This window comes from Mesorhizobium sp. YIM 152430 (assembly GCF_029210365.1).
In the GTDB taxonomy this organism is placed as follows: Bacteria; Pseudomonadota; Alphaproteobacteria; order Rhizobiales; family Rhizobiaceae; genus Aliihoeflea.
Genome location: NZ_JARGES010000018.1, coordinates 46217 through 67900, shown reverse-complemented (window position 1 = coordinate 67900; position 21684 = coordinate 46217). Strand labels below are relative to the sequence as shown.

Sequence of the window (21684 nt, the reverse complement as noted above, 5' to 3'; positions counted from 1 at the left end):
ATGCGAGAAAACGACCGCCTGATCCTGACCTGCTCCTGCGAGAAGACCATGCCGGTGGACGGCAAGGCGCTCGAAAAGGCCAAGTGTGGGCGGATTGCCGGGACGGCGACGCAATTGTGCCGCTCGGAACTCGACAACTTTCGTACGGCGCTGATCGAAGGCACGCCGATCACGGTCGCCTGCACGCAGGAGCAGGCGCTGTTCGAGGAAATCGCGGAAGAGGCTGGTTTCGCCTTGCCGCTTGCCTTCGCCAACATTCGCGAGACGGGGGGATGGTCCGGCGAGGCGGGAAGCTCCGGGCCGAAGATGGCGGCGCTCATCGCCGCAGCGGCAGAGGAAGCGCCGCCCGTCGAGGTCGTCTCTCTGGAATCGGAAGGCGTTGCGCTCATCCTCGGCACCGACGATGCCGCGCTGGAGGCGGCGGCGACGCTCGCGGAAAGCCTCGACATAACCGTACTGCTGGCGCCGGGCGCGGATGTGACGCCACCCCGCCGCATCACTTTTCCCGTGCTTCAGGGACGCATGCGCAGCGCACGGGGTCATCTGGGCGCTTTCGAGGTGACCGTCGACAACTACGCCGCCTTCGCGCCGTCCTCGCGGCAGCGCCTGGTTGCAGGAAGCGGACGCGACGGCGCGGTGTCGCGCTGCGATCTCGTGATTGACCTGACCGGCGACGCACCGCTCTTTCCGGCCGACGATCTGCGCCCCGGCTATCTGCGCGCCGATCCGCGCGACCCGATCGCCGTCTTTCGCCTCGTTCGTCAGGCCGCGCAATTCGTAGGTACGTTCGACAAGCCGCATTTCGTGAATTTTGCAGCCGATCTGTGCGCCCATTCGCGCAACCGCATCACCGGATGCACCCGTTGCCTCGACCTATGCCCGACCGGCGCAATCACGCCTGCGGGAAATTCCGTCGCGATCGATCCCGCCATATGCGCGGGCTGCGGCCAGTGCGCAGCCGTCTGCCCCACGGGTGCGGCAAGCTACGCGCTCCCGTCGGCCGAAACGCTCGCGCGTCGCCTGCGCAGCCTGATCCGCACATGGTTCAGCGCAGGTGGCACGAGGCCGCCGGTGATCCTGCTCCACGACGAGGACCATGGCAGCGCCCTGATCGATGCGTCCGCCCGCTTCGGTCGTGGTCTGCCAGCCCATGTTCTGCCGCTGCTGATCAACGAGATTACCCAGATCGGCGCTGAACTCGCCGCTTCCGCATTCGCCTACGGCGCTGGCGGCTTCAGCATCCTCGGCCGCGCCCGCGCGCGTCACGATACCGCCGGGCTTCAGGAGACGCTTGCGCTGATGCACGGGGCGTTATCGGCGATGGGCCGTGACCCGTCCGCATTCGAACTGATCGAGACGGACGACCCGGACGTTCTGGAAGAACGCCTTTACGCCGTTGCGCCTGCCGCTGCGCCGAGGGAGCGGTCGTCCTTTCTGCCGCCGGAGGACAAGCGCGGTCTCCTGACCACCGCGATGATCGAACTGAACCGCACCGCACCGGAACCGGCGACACGTATCGAGCTTCAGGCAGGCGCGCCGTTCGGCACGGTCGTTCTGGACGCGCAGGCTTGCACGCTTTGCCTCGCCTGCGCCGGAGCCTGTCCGACGAACGCGCTTTCGGACAATCCCGATCAACCGATGCTGCGTTTCACGGAAAGCGCCTGCGTCCAGTGCGGAATCTGCGCGGCAACCTGTCCGGAAGATGCGATCACGCTCGTCGCGCAGATCAATTTTCCCGCCTGGGAAGCGCCCAGGCGGACTCTCAAGGAGGAGCAGCCGTTCCATTGCACGGTCTGCGAGAAACCGTTCGGGACACGGTCGAGCATCGAGCGCGTGCAGGAAAGGCTGGCTGGCCACTGGATGTTCAGCGGCGAGGAAGGAGAACAGCGCCGAACCGTGCTCACCATGTGCGAGGACTGCCGCGTCGAAGCCGTCATGAACGCAGAATTCGACCCGCATGAAGACCTGCCGGCGCGCCGGGTGCGCACCGCCGCCGACTACTCTGCCGCGGAACGGCAACCCTACAAGCAGTGAGCGCCAGCCCCGCGCCTTACATCTCTGCCAGGCCGGCCGCTTCGCAATCTTCCATCGTGATCTCGTCAATGTCGACGGCGGTCAACACGCCGTCGGAATCCTCCGCTTCGGAATCGTCCGCTGCGGCATCCATCTCATCGTCGTCACTCGAGTCAGTCTGGACGTCGGCCGTCTCTTCCGGCTCGGCGCCCATCTGCTCAGTGTCAAGACCTCCCGTCAGCGTCTTGCAGTGAACGGTTACAAACTCCAGATCCTCGTCGCTGACTTGCTGGCCGCCGACCATCGTCTGGGCGAATACGGAAGTGCCTAGCGCCAACGCAGTCGCGGCAGTCAGCGCGATTTTCAAAGAAGCCGCCTTGAAGTGCATGATTTTCTCCGGGTGCGGGGGTTCCAGTGGCCTTACGGACACTTAAACAGTTCAAGGAAGGTTCCGTTCCTGCTCCCTCCAGATTGTTGGCCGCTGCCCGCTGTGGAACGATGGCCGCCAAAGGGTCGTCGCCCCGGATGTGAAGGCCGCGCGCAATCAGGCTTGGGACCGCTAGAGCCCGAACGAGCCGTAGGGGAGGAAGCGGACCGGGTCGCCCGGCACGATCCGGCGCGCGCCGTCTTCGATCTCGACAAGTCCGGTGGCCCAGGAAAGCCCGCTGATTCGCCCCGACCCTTCGGACCGGAAGACTTCGGCATGGCCTTCCCTCGTCAGGCGCGCCCGCAGATATTCGCGCCGCCCCGCCCGCTTGTTCTTCTCGAAAGCGGCGGGAACGGTGAATCCGGCCGGTTCCTCCCACACGCCGCCGGCCAGAACCGACAAGGCGGGACGCCCGAAAATCAGCGCACAGACGAAAGCGGCGACCGGATTGCCCGGCAGGCCGAAGACCGGAACCCCTTGCCACAGGCCGAGCGCCAGCGGACGGCCCGGCTTGACGGCGATGCGCCAGTTCTGCATCGTCCCTGCCTCCCGCAGCAGCGCCGAAACATGGTCCTCGTCCCCCGCCGACGCTCCGCCGGAGATGAAGATCACGTCCGCTTCCGCAGCACTCCGGTCGAGACGGGCGACGAGGGCAGCACGGTCGTCGCCGACATGGCCAAGATCCACGGGCACATGGTTCCACCGCCGCGCCATAGCCAAAAGCATCGGCCGGTTGGCGTCGTAGATGCGGTCGGTTTCCAGCATGGTCTCGCCGGCATCGGGTGCGATCTCGTCGCCGGTGGAAAGCACACCCATGCGCAACGGGCGGAAAACCGAAACCCTCCCAACCCCGACCGCCGACAAGAGCGCAAGATCCGCAGGGCGCAGGCGATGCCCGGCCGGCAGCGCGACATCGCCCGCGGCCACATCCTCGCCGGCCATGCGGGTGTTCGAGCGCGGCTTGATCGGCCCCTGAAAGGCAATGTGGGGCCCGTCGCTGGCCGTATCCTCCTCAAGCACGATGGTGTCGACGCCTTCCGGCAGAATTGCTCCGGTCAGGATGCGGATTGCCCTTCCCTCGGGGACGCAGCCCGGAAAGGGCGCGCCGGCGGCCGCGCGGCCTTCGACCAGCGGCAGCGTCTGTGGACCTTCGCCGGTGGCGGCGTGGGCAAAACCGTATCCGTCGACAGCCGAGTTCGGTGCGGGCGGGTTTGAGCGACGCGCAACCGCCTCCCGCGCCAGGATGCGGCCAAGCGCGTCGACGACGGCCATTTCCTCATCGATGCCGACGACGGGGGAAAGGTTGGCGCGCAGCCGGCCGAGCGCGGTGTCCACCGGCGTCCAGTCGACGCCTGGCGGCAGGGCGAAGCAGTCGTTCTTCAGGCGCGGTGGCGCCAGCGGGTGCCCCTTCTCGGTCACGGGCCAATCTCGCGCAGTATGAGTTCGGCAATCCCGGCCGTGTCGTTCAGGTCGAAGAGCGGCATCTGCAATCCGTCGTTCTTCCAGCCGACCACACCGTAGAGCCTCATGCCATGCCTCTGGCCAGAAGCCTTTCAGCGCGCGCCATGTCTTCCGGCGTGTTGACGTTGAAGAAGGGGTCGAAAGAAGCTGCCGGGAACGGAACGGTCGCCGCGCCGTGCCGGTCGGTCCACAGCACGATCTTGCGCAGGCCGCCCGAAAGCGCGGCGCGCAGGTCCTCGCGCAGCCCCGTCGGCCACAGGCCGAATGTAGGATGGCGACGTTGCACGCCTGCCTCGTCGGCCGAGGCGGCGAGCGCGATCGGCACGCCCTTCTCTGCCGCCTCCGCCGTTAGGCGCGCCACGAGATCGCCGGGAAGGAAGGGCGTGTCGGCGGCAGCAGTCACGATCGCTTCAGCCCCTGTTTGCGCCGCCCAGTCGAGACCGGCGAGGACGCCGGCGAGCGGTCCTGGAAAATCAGCCATCGGATCGGCCAGCACCGGAAGTCCGAACCGGGCGAAGCGCGCCGGATCGCCGTTGGCGTTGATCGCCAGTTCCGAACATTGCGGGCCGAGCCGTCCGATCACACTGTCGAGCAGCGTCGCATCGCCCAGTGGCAGCAAGCCCTTGTCGCCGCCGCCCATGCGGGTGGCCTTGCCTCCCGCCAGTATGACGCCCGGAATTCTAGTCAATCAACGCACCCTTGCGGCGGTGCTTCTTCTCGTCTTCGGGCACGGCCTCGGGATCGGCATCCCAGATCAGGCGTTCCTCGCCCGAAAGGCAGACAAAGCGCTTGCCGCGCATCCTGCCGATCAGCGTCAGCCCCACCTGACGCGCGATCTCCACCCCCCAGGCCGTGAAACCGGAACGCGAGGCGAGCACCGGGATGCCCATCATGGCAGTCTTGATCACCATCTCCGAGGTGAGCCGTCCGGTGGTGTAGAGGATCTTGTCCTGGGCGTCCGCTTTTTCAAACAGCATCCAGCCAGCAATCTTGTCGACCGCGTTGTGACGGCCGACATCTTCCATGTAGACCAGCGGTTGGTCTTCCTTGCACAGCACCGTGCCGTGGATCGCGCCCGCTTCGAGATAGAGGCTCGGCGTGGTGTTGATCTTGTGCGCCAGCGCGTAGAGCCACGAGGTGCGCAGCGGCGTCGGCGGAAGGGTCAACCCCTCCAGCCCCTCCATCATGTCGCCGAACACGGTGCCCACGGCGCAGCCGCTGGTGCGGGTCTTCTTCTTGACCTTCTCTTCATAGGTCGTGCGGCTTTCGGTACGCACGATGACGACCTCGAGATCCTCATCGTATTCGACGCCGGTAACGGTTTCGGCAGGCCCCAGCATCCCCTGGTTGCGCAGGAAGCCGAGCGCCAGATATTCCGGATAATCGCCGATCGTCATCGCCGTGACGATCTCCTGTGAGTTCAGGAAGATGGTGAGCGGACGCTCCTCGACGACAGAAAGCACCGACGTCGCGCCCGTATGGTCGACACCGGTGACGGACCGGGTCAATCGCGGGTTTTCTACGTTCGGACCTATGATGTAGTCGGCCGCCATGGGTCACGTCACCATCAGAATGCGGTTGCCTTTCGCGTGGCCGGCGAGAGTGCAATAGCGCCGTCTCGTTGTCCACCCTGACGGCACGGCCCGCGGCACGGCGGCATTGCCGGCCCCCGTCAGCCGCCATAGGTTCTGAGAACCCTTGTGCCGAGAGGATGGTTCGCAATGTTCAGTCGCTTCCTGCGCCGCGCCGCTTTTGCCGCCTTCGTTTCTTCCGTCACCAGCGCGGCGGCTCACGCCGAAGATCTGCGCGGGCACGGAGGACCGGTCGGGGCATTGGCGGTTTCCGAAAGCGGCTCGCAGGTGCTGTCGGGCTCGTTCGACACCCGATCCATCTTGTGGTCGACGCAAACCGCGGCCGCCGCGAGGATCATGCGCGTTCATGAGGGCAACGTCACCGCCGTCGCCTTCCTGCCTGAAGGGCGACTGGCGACGGGGGGGCAGGACGGGCGGCTTGCCATCTGGGCAGCGGACGACGCCACCGTGCCGGAAGAGATCGAACCCCTGCATGAAGCGCCTGTGGCGATGATCGCGGTTTCGGATGACGGCGCGCTTCTTGCGACAGGAGGATGGGACGGGCGCATCTGGCTGCGAAGGCTTGATCAGGCCGAAGGGACGGGATTCGACGCACATCAGGGTCCGGTGAACGGACTGGGGTTCCTGCCGGAGGGACGTCTTGCGAGCGTCGGACAGGATCTGCGGCTGCGTGTCTGGTCCGCATCCGACGCGGCGTCCCTTGCCAACATGGTGGACCTTCCCTCTCCGCCGAGTTCTCTGGCGGTCACGCATACCGGCTTGCTGGCGGTGACGTCAGCGGACGGCGTCCTGCGGCTCGTCGATCCCGAACGGGGCATCGTCTCCGAAGCTGCGCTTTCCGAGCGCCCGGTGGTGACGGTGACGGCGGCAGCGCAGGCCCCGGTTGTCGCGGCAGCCTCCGTGGAAGGTCACGTCTGGATTCTGGACGCGGAAACGCTGGAGGTGCGTCATCTTCTGCAACCGGATCAGGGACCCGTCTGGTCGCTCGGGCTGGATGCCGGGGGCAGACGGCTTTTCACCGGAGGCGGCGACGGACTGATCCGGCGATGGGATGCGTCGACGGGCGCGGCACTGGGATCGGGAGGCGCGGCAGGCCCGCAGGAGGAATACGATGACGCAAGCCGCGGAGCGCAGGTCTGGCGCTCCTGCGCGGCGTGCCACACGCTGGCATCCGATGACGGAAACCGCGCCGGACCGACGCTGCACGGCATATTTGGACGCCAGATCGGCACGGCAGAAGGCTACGACTATTCGCAGGCGCTGCTTGACATGGACATCATCTGGACGCCGCAGACCGTCTCGGAACTTTTCGAGCACGGCCCCGAAGCCTATACGCCCGGCACGAGGATGCCCGAGCAGCGCATCACCAGCGCGGAGGATCGCGCGGCGCTGATGGAGTTTCTGGAACGCGCCACACAGTAAGGCACCGGTGCTGAGCATCGGGGCCCAAGACGTTCCGATGCGGCTATTGTTTCGCGCTGGCGAAGAAGAGTTGATCGCCGTTGATGGTGAATCTCTCGATCGCGACCTGGCCCTCGTCTGAAATCAGCCAGTCGATGAACTTCTGTCCGGCGTCGACCTTCACATGCGAATGCCGTTCGGGATTAACCAACATCACGCCATAGGGGTTGAACAGAACCGGATCGCCCTCAAAGACGATCTCAAGATCGCCACGGTTCTCGAAGCTGAGCCAGGTTCCGCGGTCCGCCAGCGCATAGGCGGGCACCTGCGCGGCGGTGTTGAGCGTCGCTCCCATGCCGCTGCCGGTCTCCAGATACCAGTCATTGCCGGCAGGCTTCACGCCGGCGGTCTCCCACAGCGCCTGTTCGGCGATATGCGTGCCGGAATCGTCGCCGCGAGACGCGAAGGGCGAACCGGCCTTTGCGATCGCGGCAAAGGCAGCGGTGGCAGTTTCAGCCAAACCGAGTCCCGCCGGGTCGTCGGACGGGCCAACCACGACGAAGTCGTTATACATGACGTCGAAGCGCTCCACGCCATGCCCCTCGGCCACAAACTGCTCTTCGGCAGCGCGGGCATGGACGAGGACGACGTCGGCGTCGCCACGCCGAGCGGTTTCCAGCGCCTGTCCCGTGCCCTGCGCGACGACACGCACCGCGATGCCGGTCTCTTCCTGGAAGATCGGCAGTATATGGCCGAAGAGTCCGGAATTTTCGGTCGAAGTGGTGGAGGCCACGGTGATAAATTCCTGCGCCTTGGCCGGCAGCGAGGCGAGGCCGAGCGCAAGGCCGACAAGCAGGGAGCGGGCTGAGTTCATGATCGGTTTCCTTTCGTGGCTGGATAAGTCACCAGAGCAGATCGCCCGCGAGGAAGGCGCCAGCCTCCCTGGTCTTCGGAGCGTCGAAAAAGTCGGCGGCGGGGCCGTGCTCGACCAGCCGTCCCTTGTGGAGAAAGACGATGTCGTCGGCCAGACGTCGTGCTTGGCCAAGATCGTGCGTGGTCATCATCAGCGTCATGCCCTCGGTGGCGAAGCCGGCGATCGTCTCCTCAATGAGGCGGGTGGCACCCGGATCGAGGGCAGAGCAAGGCTCGTCAAGGAACATTATCTCGGGCTGCAGAAGCCAGGCCCGCGCAATCGCCAGCCGCTGCTGCTCGCCTCCCGACAACAGTCGGGCCGCACGTCTGGCGAGCGGCGCGAGGCCGAAACGCCTCAGCGCCGCATCGGTCGGTGCTTTCCGCTGCACGCGCGCCATTCCCGAGACGGACAGAGCGTATTCGAGGTTGGCGCGTACCGAGCGCCGCAGCAGAACCGGGCGCTGGAAGACCATGGCCTGTGACCGCGGCCGGACGGAACCGTCGGCCCAGATCACGCGGCCCGAATTTGGCTGGATCAACCCATGACAGAGCCGCAGCAGAAGGCTCTTGCCCGCGCCGTTCGGACCGATCACCAGTAGCCGCCGCCCCGACCGAACGGTCAGCGATATGTCGGACAGGAGATCGGCACCGCCGGCGGAAAAGCCGAGTCGGTCGAGCCTCAGCGGCAATATCGACGCGCGCGTATCCATCATCGGCCACCCCCGCCGGACCATTGGGTGATCCCGTAGGCTGCACCGTTAAGGGTCAGGGTGATCAAAAGAAGAATGGTCCCCAGCGCCACGGCCATGCCGAGATTGCCGCGGCTCGTCTCAAGCGTGATCGCCGTGGTCATGGTGCGCGTATGGCCGGCGATGTTGCCTCCCACGATAAGCACCGCACCCACCTCGGCACTGGCGCGGCCGAAGCCTGCGAGCACGCCGGTGAGCAGGCTGATCCGGCCGTCCCACAGGAGCGTCGGAACCGACCGTATCCGGGAAGTGCCCAGCGAGCGGAGTTGCTCTTCATATTCAATCCAAAGATCCTCGACCACGCTGCGCGTCAGTGAGACGACGATCGGCAGGATCAAGATGCCTTGCGCCATGATCATCGCCGCGGGTGTGAACAGGAGCGCATAGTCCCCCATCGGCCCGGAGCGCGAGAGAAGCAGATAGATCAGAAGCCCTGCCACCACCGGGGGCAAACCCATCAATGCGTTGAACAGCACGATCACGCCCGCCCGCCCCGGAAAGCGCGTCAGCGCCAGCACCGCACCCAGCGGTAGACCGATCAGGCAGCCGATCAGGACCGCGCTCAACGTCACGCGGAGCGACAGGCCCATGATCTGAATCAACTCAGGATTGCCCGAAGCGATCAGTTCGAATGCCGTAACGAATGGGTTTGAAGCCAACTTTCGCACCCTCCTCCGAACTGCGATGGAATTGGAGCAGAAACTGCGATATGACGCAAATATGTAAATTTTGCTCTTGAAGGTTTTTCTGTAAATTTTGCAAGAGAACAACAGAAAGCGTGATCCTTGACAGGTCGGTCAGAACCATTCGTCCGCCACGGCCTGATGACCACCGCCGAGATCTCCGGCTATCTGCGGATCAAGGAGCGCACGGTCTACGAGATGGTCTCGCGCCAGCAGATTCCTTTCACCAAGGCTTCCGGCAAGCTGCTTTTCCCGCGCCGCCTCATCGAAGCCTGGCTGGAGGGTCAGACCGAACTTCCGGATACCGCGCTAGCCCCGCCGCCAATGATCTATGCCGGCTCCTCGGAGCCGCTGTTGGAATGGGCGCTGCGCCAGTCGGGCAGCGGGCTGGCGGTCCTGACCAACGGTTCGCGCCACGGGCTTGAAGAACTGGCGGCGGGGCGCGCCACGCTGGCAGGCGCTCATCTGATCGATCCCGAAACAGGCAAGTATAACATACCAGCAGTGCGCGCCCTGCTGCCGCGCCCCGACATCGTCGTGATCCACTGGGCGCGGCGGGTGCAGGGCCTGCTTGTTGCCAAGGGCAATCCGCTGAAGATCGAAGGCCTTGCCGATCTGGCGGCGCGGGGCCTGAGGGTGGTGACGCGTGGAGAAGGGGCAGGATCGCAAATTCTGCTCGACATGCTGCTTGCCCGAGAAGGGTTGTCGCCGGCCGATCTCAATATTGTGCCACGCGTCGCCGAAAGCCACGGTGATCTGGCCGGGATGATCGAGATGGGCGAGGCCGACAGCGGGCTTGGGCTAGCAGCCGCAACCGTGGGATTCCTGCCGCTCTGGCCGGGGGAGGAATTCGATCTCGTTATGCGCAGGCGCGACTATTTCGAGCCGCCCTTCCAGAAGTTGCTCACCTTCGCTCGAACCGATGCGTTCGCGCGCCGTGCGGAATATATCTCCGGCTACGACATCGCGAATCTTGGCGATGTTCGCTGGAATACATGACTTTCCGGTCCGGAAAGGGCCGAAGGCCGCTCGGGAGAAGCCGATTGCAAAGCGCGGGTCTTTTGGCCATTCATTCCCGATGATCAAAACGCCGTCGCCATCGGGCGCGCTGACCAGCCTTGAGGCCGCGCTCGCGGCGCTGCTCGAAGGCGTGGCGTCCGTCCCCTCCAGCACGGTTCCGCTGACCGAGGCGCTGGGCTTCGTCGCCGCAGAGATGCGGCCTGTCGGAACGCCTCTGCCGCCGGAAAACCGGGCCGAGATCGGCGGCTGGGCTTTTCGCGCCAGCGATCTCGCCGGGGCGTCCTCCTATTCGCCGCTTCACCTGACGCTTCCCCCGACATGGGTGGAAGCCGGCCAGCCATTGCCATCCGGCTGCGACTGCGTGCTCGAACCGGGGCTCGTCGAGCGCGCGGGGCCGATCTTCTGCGCACTCGGCGAAGCCTCGCCGGGCGAGGCTGTCCGCCGCATCGGCGAGGATGCCGCGGCAGGATGCGCTCCGGTGATCGCGCGGCGCGTGGTGACCGGAGCGGATCTCGTCCTGGCACGCAGCCTGGGACTGGAGACGCTGTCGATACGCAGCCCGGCGGTGCGTGTGATCGACGTCTCGTCCGACGGCAAACCCGGCGTCAGCGCGCGAATGGCCAGAGAACGTCTCGATGCGGATGGAGCGCAACGCCTGCCCATCGAGATGTGCCCAAGGGACGCCGGTTCGATCGGCAAGGCGCTGGAGGGCTCCCCTGTCGATCTGGTCGTCCTTGTCGGTGGGACCGGCAATGGCGAAAGAGATGCGACCGTCGCGGCTCTGAACGACGCTGGCGCTCTGATCGCCCATGGAATCGCCCTGCGGCCAGGACGGACGGCAGCGATCGGACGGATGCGTGGCGTTCCCGTAATCGCGCTTCCGGGCCTGCCCGGCCCGGCTCTGGCCGGCTACCTCGCTCTGGCGGAACCGGTTGTGGACCGCCTCTGCGGCCGCCGGCCACGCCGCCGCATCGCGCTTCCCCTCGCCCGGAAGATCGCCTCCGCTGTCGGGCTTGCCGAAATCGTCCTCCTCAGACAGGAGATTGATCATTGGATGCCGCTCGTCGTCGGAGACCTCACACTTGACCGGATTCGCGAGGCCGATGCCTGGCTGACCGTCCCGGCTGGCGAAGAAGGATATGCGCCTGGAACGTCGGTCGGCGCGCTGGCGCTTCACGGATGGAGCTGACGACGAAATGACAGGACCCTCATCTTCCGGCGGCAAAGCGGCCGAACAGGATCAGTTTCTGACTGTCCTGTCCCGTGAGGAGGCGATGGCCCGTTTCGAGGCGGCGCTGGGGCCGATAGCCATCAGCGTCGAGGAGCGGCCCCTGGCAGAAGCTCTGGGCGCGGTCCTGGCAAGGGACGTGGGAGCGCCCGTCGACGTTCCTCCCTTCGATCGGTCCAATGTGGACGGCTTTGCCGTACGGTCCTCAGACCTCGTCGCCGCCGGCGCGGCCACTCCCGTGCGACTTGCCCTGAATGGCGAGACGATCGCCTGCGGTACCGTTCCTCGCATTGCCGTCGAAATCGGAACGTCCACGACGATCGCAACCGGGGGGCCGATGCCGCGCGGCGCCGACGCAGTCGTGATGGTGGAACACACCCATGCCCTGGGCGACGACGCCATCGAGGTCCAGCGCAGCGCTTCTCCAGGTCAGTTCGTCTCCTATGCCGGATCGGACATCGCGCGGGGCGAAGTCGTGCTGCGGGCCGGGACGCCGATCGGCTCGCGCGAGATCGGTATGCTGGCCGCCTGCGGCATCGCCCAAGTCTGCGTCGCGCGCAAGCCACGGGTTGCGATTCTCTCCACGGGAAACGAACTCATGCAGCCGGGCGAGCCACCGCGCCCGGCGGGAATCTACGACACCAACGGGGCGATCGTCTCGGCGGCGGTCGCGGAGAATGGAGGCGTTGGACAATTCCTCGGCGCGGTGCCGGATGACGAGGCGACGCTCGAAGATGCCATGCGACAGGCGCTGTCGGATTGCGACATGCTGATCCTGTCTGGCGGAACCTCGAAAGGAGCGGGCGACCTCACCCACCGCATCATGGCCCGCCTCGGCAAACCGGGAATCGTGGTCCATGGCGTGGCGCTCAAGCCCGGCAAGCCTCTTTGCCTCGCCGTCTGCGACGGAAAGCCGATCGTCGTCCTGCCCGGCTTCCCGACCTCGGCGATGTTCACGTTCCACGACATGATCGTGCCTGTCCTGCGCCGGATGGCCGGATTGCCGCCGCGCGCCGAAGCCGAGGTCGAAGCGACGATTCCGGTCCGTATCGCTTCCGAACTGGGCCGTGTGGAGTTCGTCATGGTCTCGCTTATCGAGGGGCAAGAGGGCCTCGCCGCCTATCCGACCGGAAAAGGCTCCGGTGCCATCACCTCCTTCTCCCAGGCCGACGGCTTCGTGCGCATCGAGGCGCTGGCCGACCATCAGCCACAGGGCAGCATCGCAAAGGTGACGTTGCTCGCCCCGCATGTGCGCATACCCGATCTGGTGATCATCGGCAGTCATTGCACGGGGCTGGACCTGGCGGTGTCGCCGCTCGTCCGAGAGGGACGATCCATCCGCACGCTGGCCGTGGGAAGCCTGGGCGGGCTCGCGGCCGCGCGCCGGGGCGAATGCGACCTGGCGCCAATCCATCTCTTCGACAGCGCAACGAACAGTTACAACGTGCCCTTCCTCGGCGAGGGACTGGAGTTTGTGCCCGGATGGCGCAGGATGCAGGGCATCGTGTTCCGTCAGGGCGACAAGCGCTTCGAGGGCCGCGACGCGCAGGCAGCGTTGCGCGTCGCGCTGGCCGATCCGAATTGCCTGATGGTCAACCGCAACCAAGGCGCCGGCACGCGTGTCCTGATCGACCGGTTGCTGGGCAAGGCGCGGCCCGACGGCTACTGGAACCAGCCTCGCTCGCACAACGCCGTCGCGGCCGCGGTCGTGCAGGAACGGGCTGACTGGGGCGTGACAATCGCGCCCGTCGCGCAGGCGTCGGGCCTCGATTTCATCCCGCTGACGGAAGAGCATTACGACTTTGCGCTGGTCACGGCGCGCAAGGATCGACCGGCGGTCCGCGCTTTTCTCGGCGCATTGAAATCGGCCCCGTGCCGGGAAGCCCTGACAAATGCAGGATTTGAACCGTCCGAACGGCTCGAAGATCGCGTCATTCCGGACTTGCCCCGGTAATGTGGAGAGGCATTGCATCGGGATGACGTCCGTTTCTCGAATTGGGCGGAGCTGAGGACGTTGAGCGCCGACTTCCGGATCGAAAGTGTCTTGACACCAGCTCAGCGATTGGAAAAACGCGGCAGGTCAATGCTCCATACGAGCGCCTGCCGAGTTGAACTTGACAGCCGTTCAGGCCAAATCCGAAAGTGCCATCGTCAGTCGTCCCACGACGACTGTTGAGCGGCAGACGTTATCCCCTTTCGCCGGTTCCGTTATGACAAGAGTGAGCAATCGATCGTGATTACACATGCCTCCCCTTGACCAGGTCGCCGAGCAGAACGATCCCGCGGTGCAGCATTACAGCTCGCTCGGCGATATCGGGCTTCAACGTTTCGCGCCCTACCTCATGAACCGCATCATGGGCCGCTATAACCACACATTGCGTCACGAGTTGGCCAAGAACGGTTTGACGACACCGAAGATGCGCTCTCTTGCCGTCCTGTCCATTCTCGACGGGCTGAAGGTCAATGAACTGGCCGTCTACGCTGTCGTCGAACAGTCCACGCTGAGCCGGTCACTCGATTCTCTGGAGGCCGATGGCCTGATCCGTCGCGAGGCGGCGCCGGATGACAACCGGGTGCGCAACATCTTCATCACCGAGCAGGGTCGCAGCGTTTTCTCCGCCCTGTGGCCAACGATGGCGGCATCCGCCGAGGCTATGTTCACCGCGATCGACGATGAGGAGCGGGACCGGTTTATCGCCACCTTGCAGAAGATCCTGAAAAACGTCCGCAAGCACGAGATCTAGCGCCCACGAGCCCTTGACCACGATCATCATTCCTAAGAATATGCATTTGCATGTTTCTGACGGCAGGAGTGATCATGGCCGAACGTTCGTTCGCCAGCGAAGTGAAGAAGCTGCGCATGGGGGAAGGCGAAACCTTCCACGGCGAGGGCATCCTTGCGATCACCAAGGCGCTGCTGGAAAACGGCGTCGGCTATGTCGGCGGCTATCAGGGCGCACCGATCAGCCATCTGATGGACGTGCTCGCCGATGCGCAGGAGATTCTCGGCGAGCTCGGCGTTCACTTCGAGGCGAGCGCCTCCGAGGCGACGGCCGCTGCCATGCTTGCGGCCTCGGTGCACTATCCGATCCGTGGCGCCGTTACCTTCAAGTCGACCGTCGGCACCAATGTCGCCTCCGACGCTCTTGCAAACCTCGCCTCCGGCGGCGTAACGGGCGGCGCGCTTGTCATCGTGGGCGAAGACTATGGCGAAGGCTCCTCGATCATGCAGGAGCGCAGCCACGCCTTCGCCATGAAGAGCCAGATCTGGTTGCTCGATCCGCGGCCGAACCTTCCCTCGATCGTCGATGCCGTCCGTCACGGCTTCGAGATGTCGGAAGCCTCGAACACGCCGGTCATGCTCCAGGTCCGCATTCGCTGCTGCCATGTGCATGGAGCGTTCACGGCCAAGGACAATCGCCGGCCGGAGATGACAGTGGCCGATGCGCTGGACAATCCGCGCCGCGACACGGCGCGCATCGTGCTGCCGCCCGCCTCGTTCCTGCATGAACATGAGAAGATCAACAAGCGGCTGCCCGCTGCGCTCGACTACATCCGCAGGAACCGGCTCAACGAGATGTTCGGGACGCAGGAGGCCGATGTCGGTATCGTGCTTCAAGGCGGCATGTACAATTCCGTCATGCGCAGCCTCCAGCGCCTCGGATTGGCCGATATCTACGGCGAGACGCAGGTTCCGCTCTACGTCCTCAATGTGACGTATCCGTTGGTCAATGACGAGTTCCTGGCCTTCTGTGAAGGCAAGAAGGCGGTGCTGGTCGTCGAGGAAGGTCAGCCCGACTATATCGAACAGGCGCTCGGCTCGATGCTCTACAAGGCGGGCCGTACGACGCGGCTCGTCGGCAAGGGTCCGCTGCCGATGGCGGGCGAGTATACCGGGCAGGTGATGACAGACGGCATCCGCGCCTTTCTCGCCGATCACGCAAGCGAACTGCTTCCCTCCCGGGGCCGTGCGCCGAACCTCCCGCCGCTGCCGCAAGCGGCGGCGGGGCTCGGCGACGTGGTGCCCGCTCGCCCACCAGGCTTTTGCACGGGATGTCCGGAGCGGCCGATTTTCGCGGCGACCAAGCTGGTCGAGAACGAACTTGGACGGCACCACATTGCGTCCGACATCGGTTGCCACCTTTTCTCGATCATGCCGCCCTTCGAGTTGGGCGCGACGACGATGGGCTATGGCCTCGGTCCCGCATCGGCTTCGGCCTTCAATTCAAAGAGTGCCAGGCGCCGCTCCATCTCGTTCGTCGGCGATGGAGGCTTCTGGCACAATGGCCTGACATCCTCCATCGGCAACGCCGTCTTTAACGGGAATGACGGCGTCATCGTCATTGTCGACAACTATTATTCTGCGGCGACCGGGGGACAGGACATCCTTTCCTCGCGCGCCGACAACAAGACGAAGTCGACGAAGCATCCGATCGCCGACGCCGTGCGCGGCATGGGCGTGAAATGGGTCCGCCAACTCGATCGCACCTATGATGTCGGCAAGATGCGTGACACGCTGAAGGAAGCGCTGACGACGTCCGAGAGAGGCCCCAAGGTCATCGTCGCCTCATCGGAATGTATGCTCAACCGGCAGCGCCGCGAAAAGCCGGTCATTGCCTCAGCGATGAAGTCCGGCAAACGCGTCGTCAAGCCGCGATTCGGTGTCGATGAGGACGTGTGTACCGGCGACCACGCCTGCATACGCCTGTCAGGATGCCCTTCGCTGTCGGTCAAGAAGCTGGACGATCCGCTGCGCGACGATCCCGTCGCCTCGATCGACCAGAGCTGCGTTGGCTGCGGCAATTGCGGCGAGGTGGCCGACGCGGCCGTGCTCTGCCCCTCCTTCTACCGCGCCGACGTGGTGCACAATCCGTCCGGCTTCGAGCGTTTCGCGGCGCGCCTGCGCAAGCGCGTCATCGGCTTTCTTCAACACCGGCGCGAGAGCCGCCGCCTGACATTCGCCGAGGGCTGATATGGACGTTCACATGCGCGCCGAACTTCCGGTTCGCGCCGGAGACGCCACACGCTCGATCATCAAGATCGCAGTGCTTGCCGTTGGCGGTCAGGGCGGTGGCGTCCTGACCGACTGGATCGTGGCGGTTGCCGAGCGCAATGGCTATCGTGCGCAGTCGACGTCGGTTGCAGGCGTCGCGCAGCGAACCGGCGCGACCATCTATTACGTTGAGATGACGCCGGATACCGGCCGCGCACCGATCTTCTCGCTGAGCCCGTCGCAGGGCGACGTCGACATCCTGATCGCGGCCGAGATGATGGAGGCGGGACGCGCCATCATGCGCGGCTTCGTGACGCCGGACCGCACGACGCTCGTCGCCTCTTCGCATCGAGTGCTTGCGGTTTCCGAAAAGATCATGCCGGGCGATGGCCAGGCGGACCGGCCGAGGGTGCGCAAGGCTGCCGAAGATGCCTCTTACAAGCTCGTGTGCTTCGATATGGAAAAGATCGCCGTCGATGCCGGTAGCGTCATCTCATCGAGCCTGTTCGGCGCGCTGGCCGGCTCCGGCGCCCTGCCCTTCGCGCGCGAGAGCTACGAGGAGACGATCCGCGCATCGGGTCGCGGGGTGGAAGCCAGCCTGCGGGCCTTCGGTGTCAGTTACGAGCGGGCGCTGACCGGAGAACGCGAGCGCGAGCCGGTCCCGGTGACAGCCGACGCCAGCCCATCGGTAGCCGGCCCCGACAGGATGCTGCGTGAGTGGACTGCTCTCATGTCGCGCGTCGAAACGCTGCCCGAAGCAATCCGGGACATGGCGCGGCGCGGCCTGAAGAAAGTCGTCGATTACCAGGACCTCGCCTATGGGTCGCTCTATCTCGACCGGCTTGATCAGGCCGTGGCGGTCGATGATGCCGTGCATGATTACGGCTTCTCGGTCGAGGCGGCCAAATACCTCGCCAATGCCATGGTCTATGACGACATCATCCGCGTCGCGGACCTCAAGACGCGCACGTCACGCCAGGGGCGGCTGCGCCGCGAGCAGGGCGTCAAGGACAACGCAGTGATACAGGTGACCGAATACTTCCATCCGCGCATGGAAGAAATTTGCGGCACGCTGCCCGCACCGCTTGGCCGCTACGTCGAGGCCCGTCCGAAGCTGTTCGACTTCTTCGACCGGCGCATCAACAAGGGGCGGCGCATCCGGACCGACAGCCTGCGCGGCTATCTGATGCTCTGGACGATGGCGGCGCTGCGGCCGTGGCGGCGCAGCCTGTTGCGTCACAATGTCGAGGAGGCGCATCTCGAAGCCTGGTTCAAGGAAGCCCGGGAGCACGCACGAGGAAATTATCGTCTCGGCGTCGAAATCCTGAAATGCCGGCGCCTCATCAAGGGCTACTCCGACACCCATGCTCGGGCGCAGTCGAAATTCTTCCGTGTGATGGGCGCGGTGCCTCTGCTTGCGCCGCGTGAAGATGGCGGGGAATGGCTGCGGCGGCTGCGCGAAGCGGCGTTGCTCGATGAGGAAGGCAAGGCGCTCGATGGCGCCCTCAAGACCGTGGCGACGCTATAGGCCCTTCGGGTGCGCCATGAACTCCTCGATGATCTCGAGGGGTGGCTTCACGTAGTCCGACGTCCGGCTGATGCCGAGACCTGTCAGCCGCTTCAGCTTGACCGCCATTTCCGCCAGCTTCACGACGATCGGAATGCCGTTGATGACGGGCGCGCCATCGACGCGGTGATCGTGCAACTGCGAGAACAGCAGCATCGGGATGCCGCCACCGGGGATCAACACGTCGACCCCCTGCTCCACCAGCGGTCGCGCCTGCTCCTCGAACAGCGCCCGCACCGTCTCCAGCCGCTCGTCGGAGCCGAATGCAGCGAGGATCTGGCCGGGCTCGAACTGCATGGCGTGAACGCCGGTGACACGTTCCTTCAGCCCGTATTTTCCGATCTGGTGATGAAACCAGGGGATATAGCGCCTGTTGATCGTCACGATGCCGGAGCGCTGGCCGAGCTGGCAGGCGTGCAGCATCGACGCCTCTCCCATGCCAAGCACCGGAATGTCGACCACCGAGCGAGCCTCGTAGAGACCGGCATCCTGGAAGTGGCCGATGATGAAGGCATCATAGCCTTCCCGCTCGGCAAGCACGGCATTGCAGATCACCTCGCGCGCGCAGCGAAACTCGACGATGGCGTGCGCGTAGGAGTCGTGCGGCGTGATGCCCTTGATGTCGATCTGCGTCCCAGAGTCAACGATCCGGTCGAGATGCTTTCGCAGTTCGTCCCAGTAGCTCGCGCCGTTTTTATAGTCGACATAGCTTTGATACCAGATCCGCATGGTCAATACCTTATGAGGCTGGGCAACCACAAAGCGATCTGCGGCCAGACGACGAGGAGAACGATGAGGAACAGCGTGCAGCCGATGTAAGGCAGCGCCGCCCAAGCGACCTGGCCGATCGTGGTGCCCTTCGGAGCTACGCCCAGCATCACGAACAGAAGCAATCCAAAGGGCGGCGTCACGAGGCTCAGTTCGAGCACCAGCAGCATGACGATGCCGAACCAGACGGGCTCGAAACCCGCAAGCGACGACAGCGGCATGAAGATCGGCAGCGTCAGCATCATGATCGACAGCGGATCCATGAACATGCCGAGGATTATCAGCACCAGCACCATCAGCGTCAGCATCACATAGGGCGAAACGTCGAAGCTCGTCGCAAAGCCAATCAGTCCCTGTGAAGCGCCGGAGAAAGCCAGGATCTGCGAAAAGGTCGTGGAGCCGACGATGATCATCAGCATCATCACCGAGACGGCGAGCGTGCCCTTCATCGACTTGACGACGGCTTCCCAGGACAGCTTGCCGTAGAGGGCGGCAAGAACGAGGACCGCCAGCGCTCCGAAGGCCGCGGACTCGGTCGGCGTCGCCCATCCAAGAAGGATGAGTCCAACCACGGCGAAGACGACGATGCCCATCGGCGCGACGTCGACGAGCAACGCACGCGCGATCTCGCCTGCCGATGCCCGCCCGGCAACGTAGCCAGGTGCGACGTCGGGATCGATGGCGATCTGTAGCCGTATCACCGCGGCGAACAGCAGCGCGAGTATGAGCCCCGGAACGAGGCCGGCGATCAACAGCGAACCGACGTCGATGCGGCCCAGCGACCCGAGCAGGACCGCCAGCGAGGACGGCGGAATGATCATGGCAAGGCCGCCCGTCGCAAGGATGGGGCCCATGATGATGCGCGGCTTGTATCCGCGCTTGATCATGTCCGGCATCAAAGTGGTTCCCAGCATTGCCGCATTGGCCATGGAGGAACCGGAGAGGGTCGCGAAGATCGTGCCGCCGCCGACCGTCAGATATGCAAGCCGGCCGCGGATATTGCCCATGCACTTGTCGAGGGCGTCGAAGACGCGGAAGGCAAGGCCGGTGTGGAACAACAATTCGCCCATGATCAGAAACAGCGGCACCGGAACGAGCGCGAAACTCGTCACCGAGGTCGTCGCGTTGGCGACCAGTTGGTCGATCCCGACGATGCCTCCCATGAAGATGAGGACGCCGGCGATGTTGATCACGAGAAAGGCGATCGCGACAGGCATTCCGACCACCATCAGCGCCAGGAGGCCGCCGATCATCAGAAGCGTGGCGTCGTACCAGGGCATCATGTCAGTGGCCTCCGCCCGCACCGCTGTACGTCTCGCCGCGCAGCAGGATGCGCAGGAACTCGATCGCCATCAGGAAGAACCCACCTGCCAGCATGGCGTAGAGGACCCAGGCGGGGATATTGATGGAGCGCATGTCCACCGAGCGCGTTGCGACCATCTCGAAACTGACGGCAGCAGAGCGCCAGGTGAGAAGCGCGAGCGCCAGGATCGAGACGATGAGGACGAGGCGGCCGATCGCGACCCTTGGACCATCAGGCAGCTTGGCGACGAAGGAGCCGATCGCGACGTGTCCGTTTTCGCGCACGAGCCAGGGCGCGGCGGACATCGTGGCGAACAGCATCACATATTCGACGAGCGCACTCGTCGATTGGAACGGGCGGTAACCGGTGTTCCGCAGGATGACATCGACGATGATCAGCGCCGTGATGGCGACCAGGCTGAGAGCTCCGAGAACCGCCAGGCCGACGATCAGACGGTCATAGATCTTGGTGACACTCATGGCGCGCTGACCCCGATGAAATGGATGAGGGCGGAGCCGATGCCCCGCCCGGTGTTGCAGTTCATTCGGGGTAGTAGGCTGCGCGCAGTGCGTCGTAGTGTTCGCTTCCAGCCGCCTGCATACGGGCCCAGGCGCTCTCGAACGCCATGCGACGGAACTCTTCGGCCTGTTCGCCTTCGAGTTCGACCACGGTCATGCCTTCTTCACGCACCGCCGCATCCGTCTCTTCGATGACCTGCTGGAAGTTCTCGTAGGAGGTCAGTTCGTACTCGGCGGCAGCCTCCTCGATGATCGCCTTGGCCTCGTCCGACAAGCCCTCCCACTTCGCAGGGTTGATGACGACGGCAAGGTCGGTCTGGAAGACGCCCGGATCGATGCGGTAGCGCAGAAAGCGGTCCCAGGACAGATCCTTGATGCCGACGATCGGCCAGCCCGATCCGTCGAAGGTCGAGCGCTCGAGGCCGGTATAGACGTCCGGGACCGGGACGGAGACCGGGATCGCGCCGACCTCTTCGAAGAACGCGTTGTAGATCGGCTGTGAGCGGATGCGCAGACCGGACAGATCGACGCCTCCTTCCTCAGTGCGCTTGGGCTCCCCGATCGTATAGACGTGAAATTCGACGCCGGTATCGAGATGGGCAAGCAGCTCCACGCCGAGCTTGTCGCGGAACGCCTGCTGCATGATCTCGAAGCCGCCATTCTCGCGCGCTTCGGCGGCGGTGACGGTGGAGCCGACCCAGGCATCGGCTTCCGGCATCGTGCCCAGATAATAGGATGCAGGGCCGTACTGCATGTCGATCACGCCGCGGCGCACGGCATCGACCTGCTGGTTCGGCGGAAACATCTCGGGGCCGCCGGCATAGGTGATCTGAACGACGCCTTCGCCCTTTTCGTTCACGAGATCGACGAAGCCCTGGAAGCTCTGCGAGAACGCAAGCGTTTGCGGGAAAGCCGAGATGGCACGGATCTGCTCCTGGGCATTTGCGCCGCCGGCGCCAAGCGCAAGGATCGAAGCGGCCGCCATCAAGGCCATTTTCGTGTGATGTCTGGTCATGTCGAGTACCCTCTCTGTTTGTTTCGATTCAATT

Annotated in this window: 19 protein-coding genes; 8 read left to right on the top strand and 11 right to left on the bottom strand. The window is 64.7% G+C overall.

The genetic code is table 11. The features are described 5' to 3' along the window. Entirely contained in the window at positions 1 to 2034 is a 2034-nt protein-coding gene (locus tag PZ895_RS02835) for a 4Fe-4S binding protein (protein ID WP_275837516.1), read from the top strand. Positions 2035 to 2050: 16 nt separating this feature from the next. On the opposite strand, the gene PZ895_RS02830 is transcribed toward PZ895_RS02835, so the two are convergent. The 4 genes from PZ895_RS02830 to PZ895_RS02815 form a co-directional block, all read right to left on the bottom strand. Beyond that, positions 2051 to 2401, bottom strand: a complete 351-nt coding sequence (locus PZ895_RS02830) for a hypothetical protein (RefSeq protein WP_275837515.1) — start codon at positions 2399 to 2401, stop codon at positions 2051 to 2053. Between the two features lie 171 nt (positions 2402 to 2572). Then, complete coding sequence (locus PZ895_RS02825) at positions 2573 to 3859, bottom strand: molybdopterin-binding protein (protein WP_275837514.1); 1287 nt, start codon at positions 3857 to 3859, stop codon at positions 2573 to 2575. A gap of 106 nt (positions 3860 to 3965) precedes the next feature. Further along, positions 3966 to 4589, bottom strand: coding sequence for a molybdenum cofactor guanylyltransferase MobA (gene mobA / locus PZ895_RS02820; RefSeq protein ID WP_275837513.1), 624 nt, complete (start codon positions 4587 to 4589; stop codon positions 3966 to 3968). Then, entirely contained in the window at positions 4582 to 5454 is an 873-nt protein-coding gene (locus PZ895_RS02815; protein WP_275837512.1) for a formate dehydrogenase accessory sulfurtransferase FdhD, read from the bottom strand. The genes mobA and PZ895_RS02815 overlap by 8 nt, the downstream gene beginning before the upstream one ends. Positions 5455 to 5622: 168 nt before the next feature. On the opposite strand from PZ895_RS02815, the gene PZ895_RS02810 reads away from it, so the two are divergent. Then, positions 5623 to 6915, top strand: coding sequence for a c-type cytochrome (locus PZ895_RS02810; RefSeq protein WP_275837511.1), 1293 nt, complete (start codon positions 5623 to 5625; stop codon positions 6913 to 6915). Between the two features lie 43 nt (positions 6916 to 6958). Here the strand turns inward: PZ895_RS02810 and PZ895_RS02805 are convergent, their stop codons facing one another. The 3 genes from PZ895_RS02805 to PZ895_RS02795 are packed head-to-tail and all read right to left on the bottom strand — an operon-like array spanning position 6959 to position 9145. Then, positions 6959 to 7768 (bottom strand): substrate-binding domain-containing protein, encoded by an 810-nt coding sequence (locus tag PZ895_RS02805; protein WP_275837510.1) that lies wholly within the window; start codon positions 7766 to 7768, stop codon positions 6959 to 6961. A 28-nt stretch (positions 7769 to 7796) separates the two neighbouring features. Beyond that, positions 7797 to 8519 (bottom strand): ATP-binding cassette domain-containing protein, encoded by a 723-nt coding sequence (locus PZ895_RS02800; RefSeq protein ID WP_345803517.1) that lies wholly within the window; start codon positions 8517 to 8519, stop codon positions 7797 to 7799. Then, on the bottom strand, positions 8516 to 9145 hold the full coding sequence (locus PZ895_RS02795; RefSeq protein WP_275837929.1) for an ABC transporter permease: 630 nt from the start codon (positions 9143 to 9145) through the stop codon (positions 8516 to 8518). The genes PZ895_RS02800 and PZ895_RS02795 overlap by 4 nt, the downstream gene beginning before the upstream one ends. A gap of 234 nt (positions 9146 to 9379) precedes the next feature. Between PZ895_RS02795 and PZ895_RS02790 the strand changes: the two genes are divergently transcribed. The 6 genes from PZ895_RS02790 to PZ895_RS02765 all read left to right on the top strand — a co-directional run bounded on the left by PZ895_RS02790 (position 9380) and on the right by PZ895_RS02765 (position 18007). After that, positions 9380 to 10237: a helix-turn-helix transcriptional regulator gene (locus tag PZ895_RS02790; RefSeq protein ID WP_275837509.1), complete on the top strand. Its 858-nt coding sequence runs from the start codon at positions 9380 to 9382 to the stop codon at positions 10235 to 10237. Positions 10238 to 10316: 79 nt separating this feature from the next. Next, positions 10317 to 11447, top strand: a complete 1131-nt coding sequence (locus PZ895_RS02785; RefSeq protein ID WP_275837508.1) for a molybdopterin-binding protein — start codon at positions 10317 to 10319, stop codon at positions 11445 to 11447. Positions 11448 to 11454: 7 nt separating this feature from the next. After that, positions 11455 to 13440 (top strand): molybdopterin biosynthesis protein, encoded by a 1986-nt coding sequence (locus PZ895_RS02780; RefSeq protein WP_275837507.1) that lies wholly within the window; start codon positions 11455 to 11457, stop codon positions 13438 to 13440. 289 nt (positions 13441 to 13729) lie between these two features. Continuing rightward, complete coding sequence (locus PZ895_RS02775; RefSeq protein ID WP_275837506.1) at positions 13730 to 14230, top strand: MarR family transcriptional regulator; 501 nt, start codon at positions 13730 to 13732, stop codon at positions 14228 to 14230. A 74-nt stretch (positions 14231 to 14304) separates the two neighbouring features. Then, entirely contained in the window at positions 14305 to 16458 is a 2154-nt protein-coding gene (locus PZ895_RS02770; protein ID WP_275837505.1) for an indolepyruvate ferredoxin oxidoreductase subunit alpha, read from the top strand. Between the two features lie 13 nt (positions 16459 to 16471). Next, entirely contained in the window at positions 16472 to 18007 is a 1536-nt protein-coding gene (locus PZ895_RS02765) for an indolepyruvate oxidoreductase subunit beta family protein (RefSeq protein WP_275837504.1), read from the top strand. Here the strand turns inward: PZ895_RS02765 and PZ895_RS02760 are convergent. The 4 genes from PZ895_RS02760 to dctP form a co-directional block, all read right to left on the bottom strand. Beyond that, complete coding sequence (locus tag PZ895_RS02760) at positions 18002 to 18775, bottom strand: aspartate/glutamate racemase family protein (protein ID WP_275837503.1); 774 nt, start codon at positions 18773 to 18775, stop codon at positions 18002 to 18004. The genes PZ895_RS02765 and PZ895_RS02760 overlap by 6 nt on opposite strands. A 2-nt stretch (positions 18776 to 18777) precedes the next feature. Next, on the bottom strand, positions 18778 to 20094 hold the full coding sequence (locus tag PZ895_RS02755; protein ID WP_275837928.1) for a TRAP transporter large permease: 1317 nt from the start codon (positions 20092 to 20094) through the stop codon (positions 18778 to 18780). A 4-nt stretch (positions 20095 to 20098) separates the two neighbouring features. Then, complete coding sequence (locus tag PZ895_RS02750) at positions 20099 to 20596, bottom strand: TRAP transporter small permease (protein WP_275837502.1); 498 nt, start codon at positions 20594 to 20596, stop codon at positions 20099 to 20101. 61 nt (positions 20597 to 20657) lie between these two features. After that, on the bottom strand, positions 20658 to 21650 hold the full coding sequence (dctP, locus tag PZ895_RS02745) for a TRAP transporter substrate-binding protein DctP (protein ID WP_275837501.1): 993 nt from the start codon (positions 21648 to 21650) through the stop codon (positions 20658 to 20660). Between the last annotated feature and the right edge of the window lie 34 nt (positions 21651 to 21684).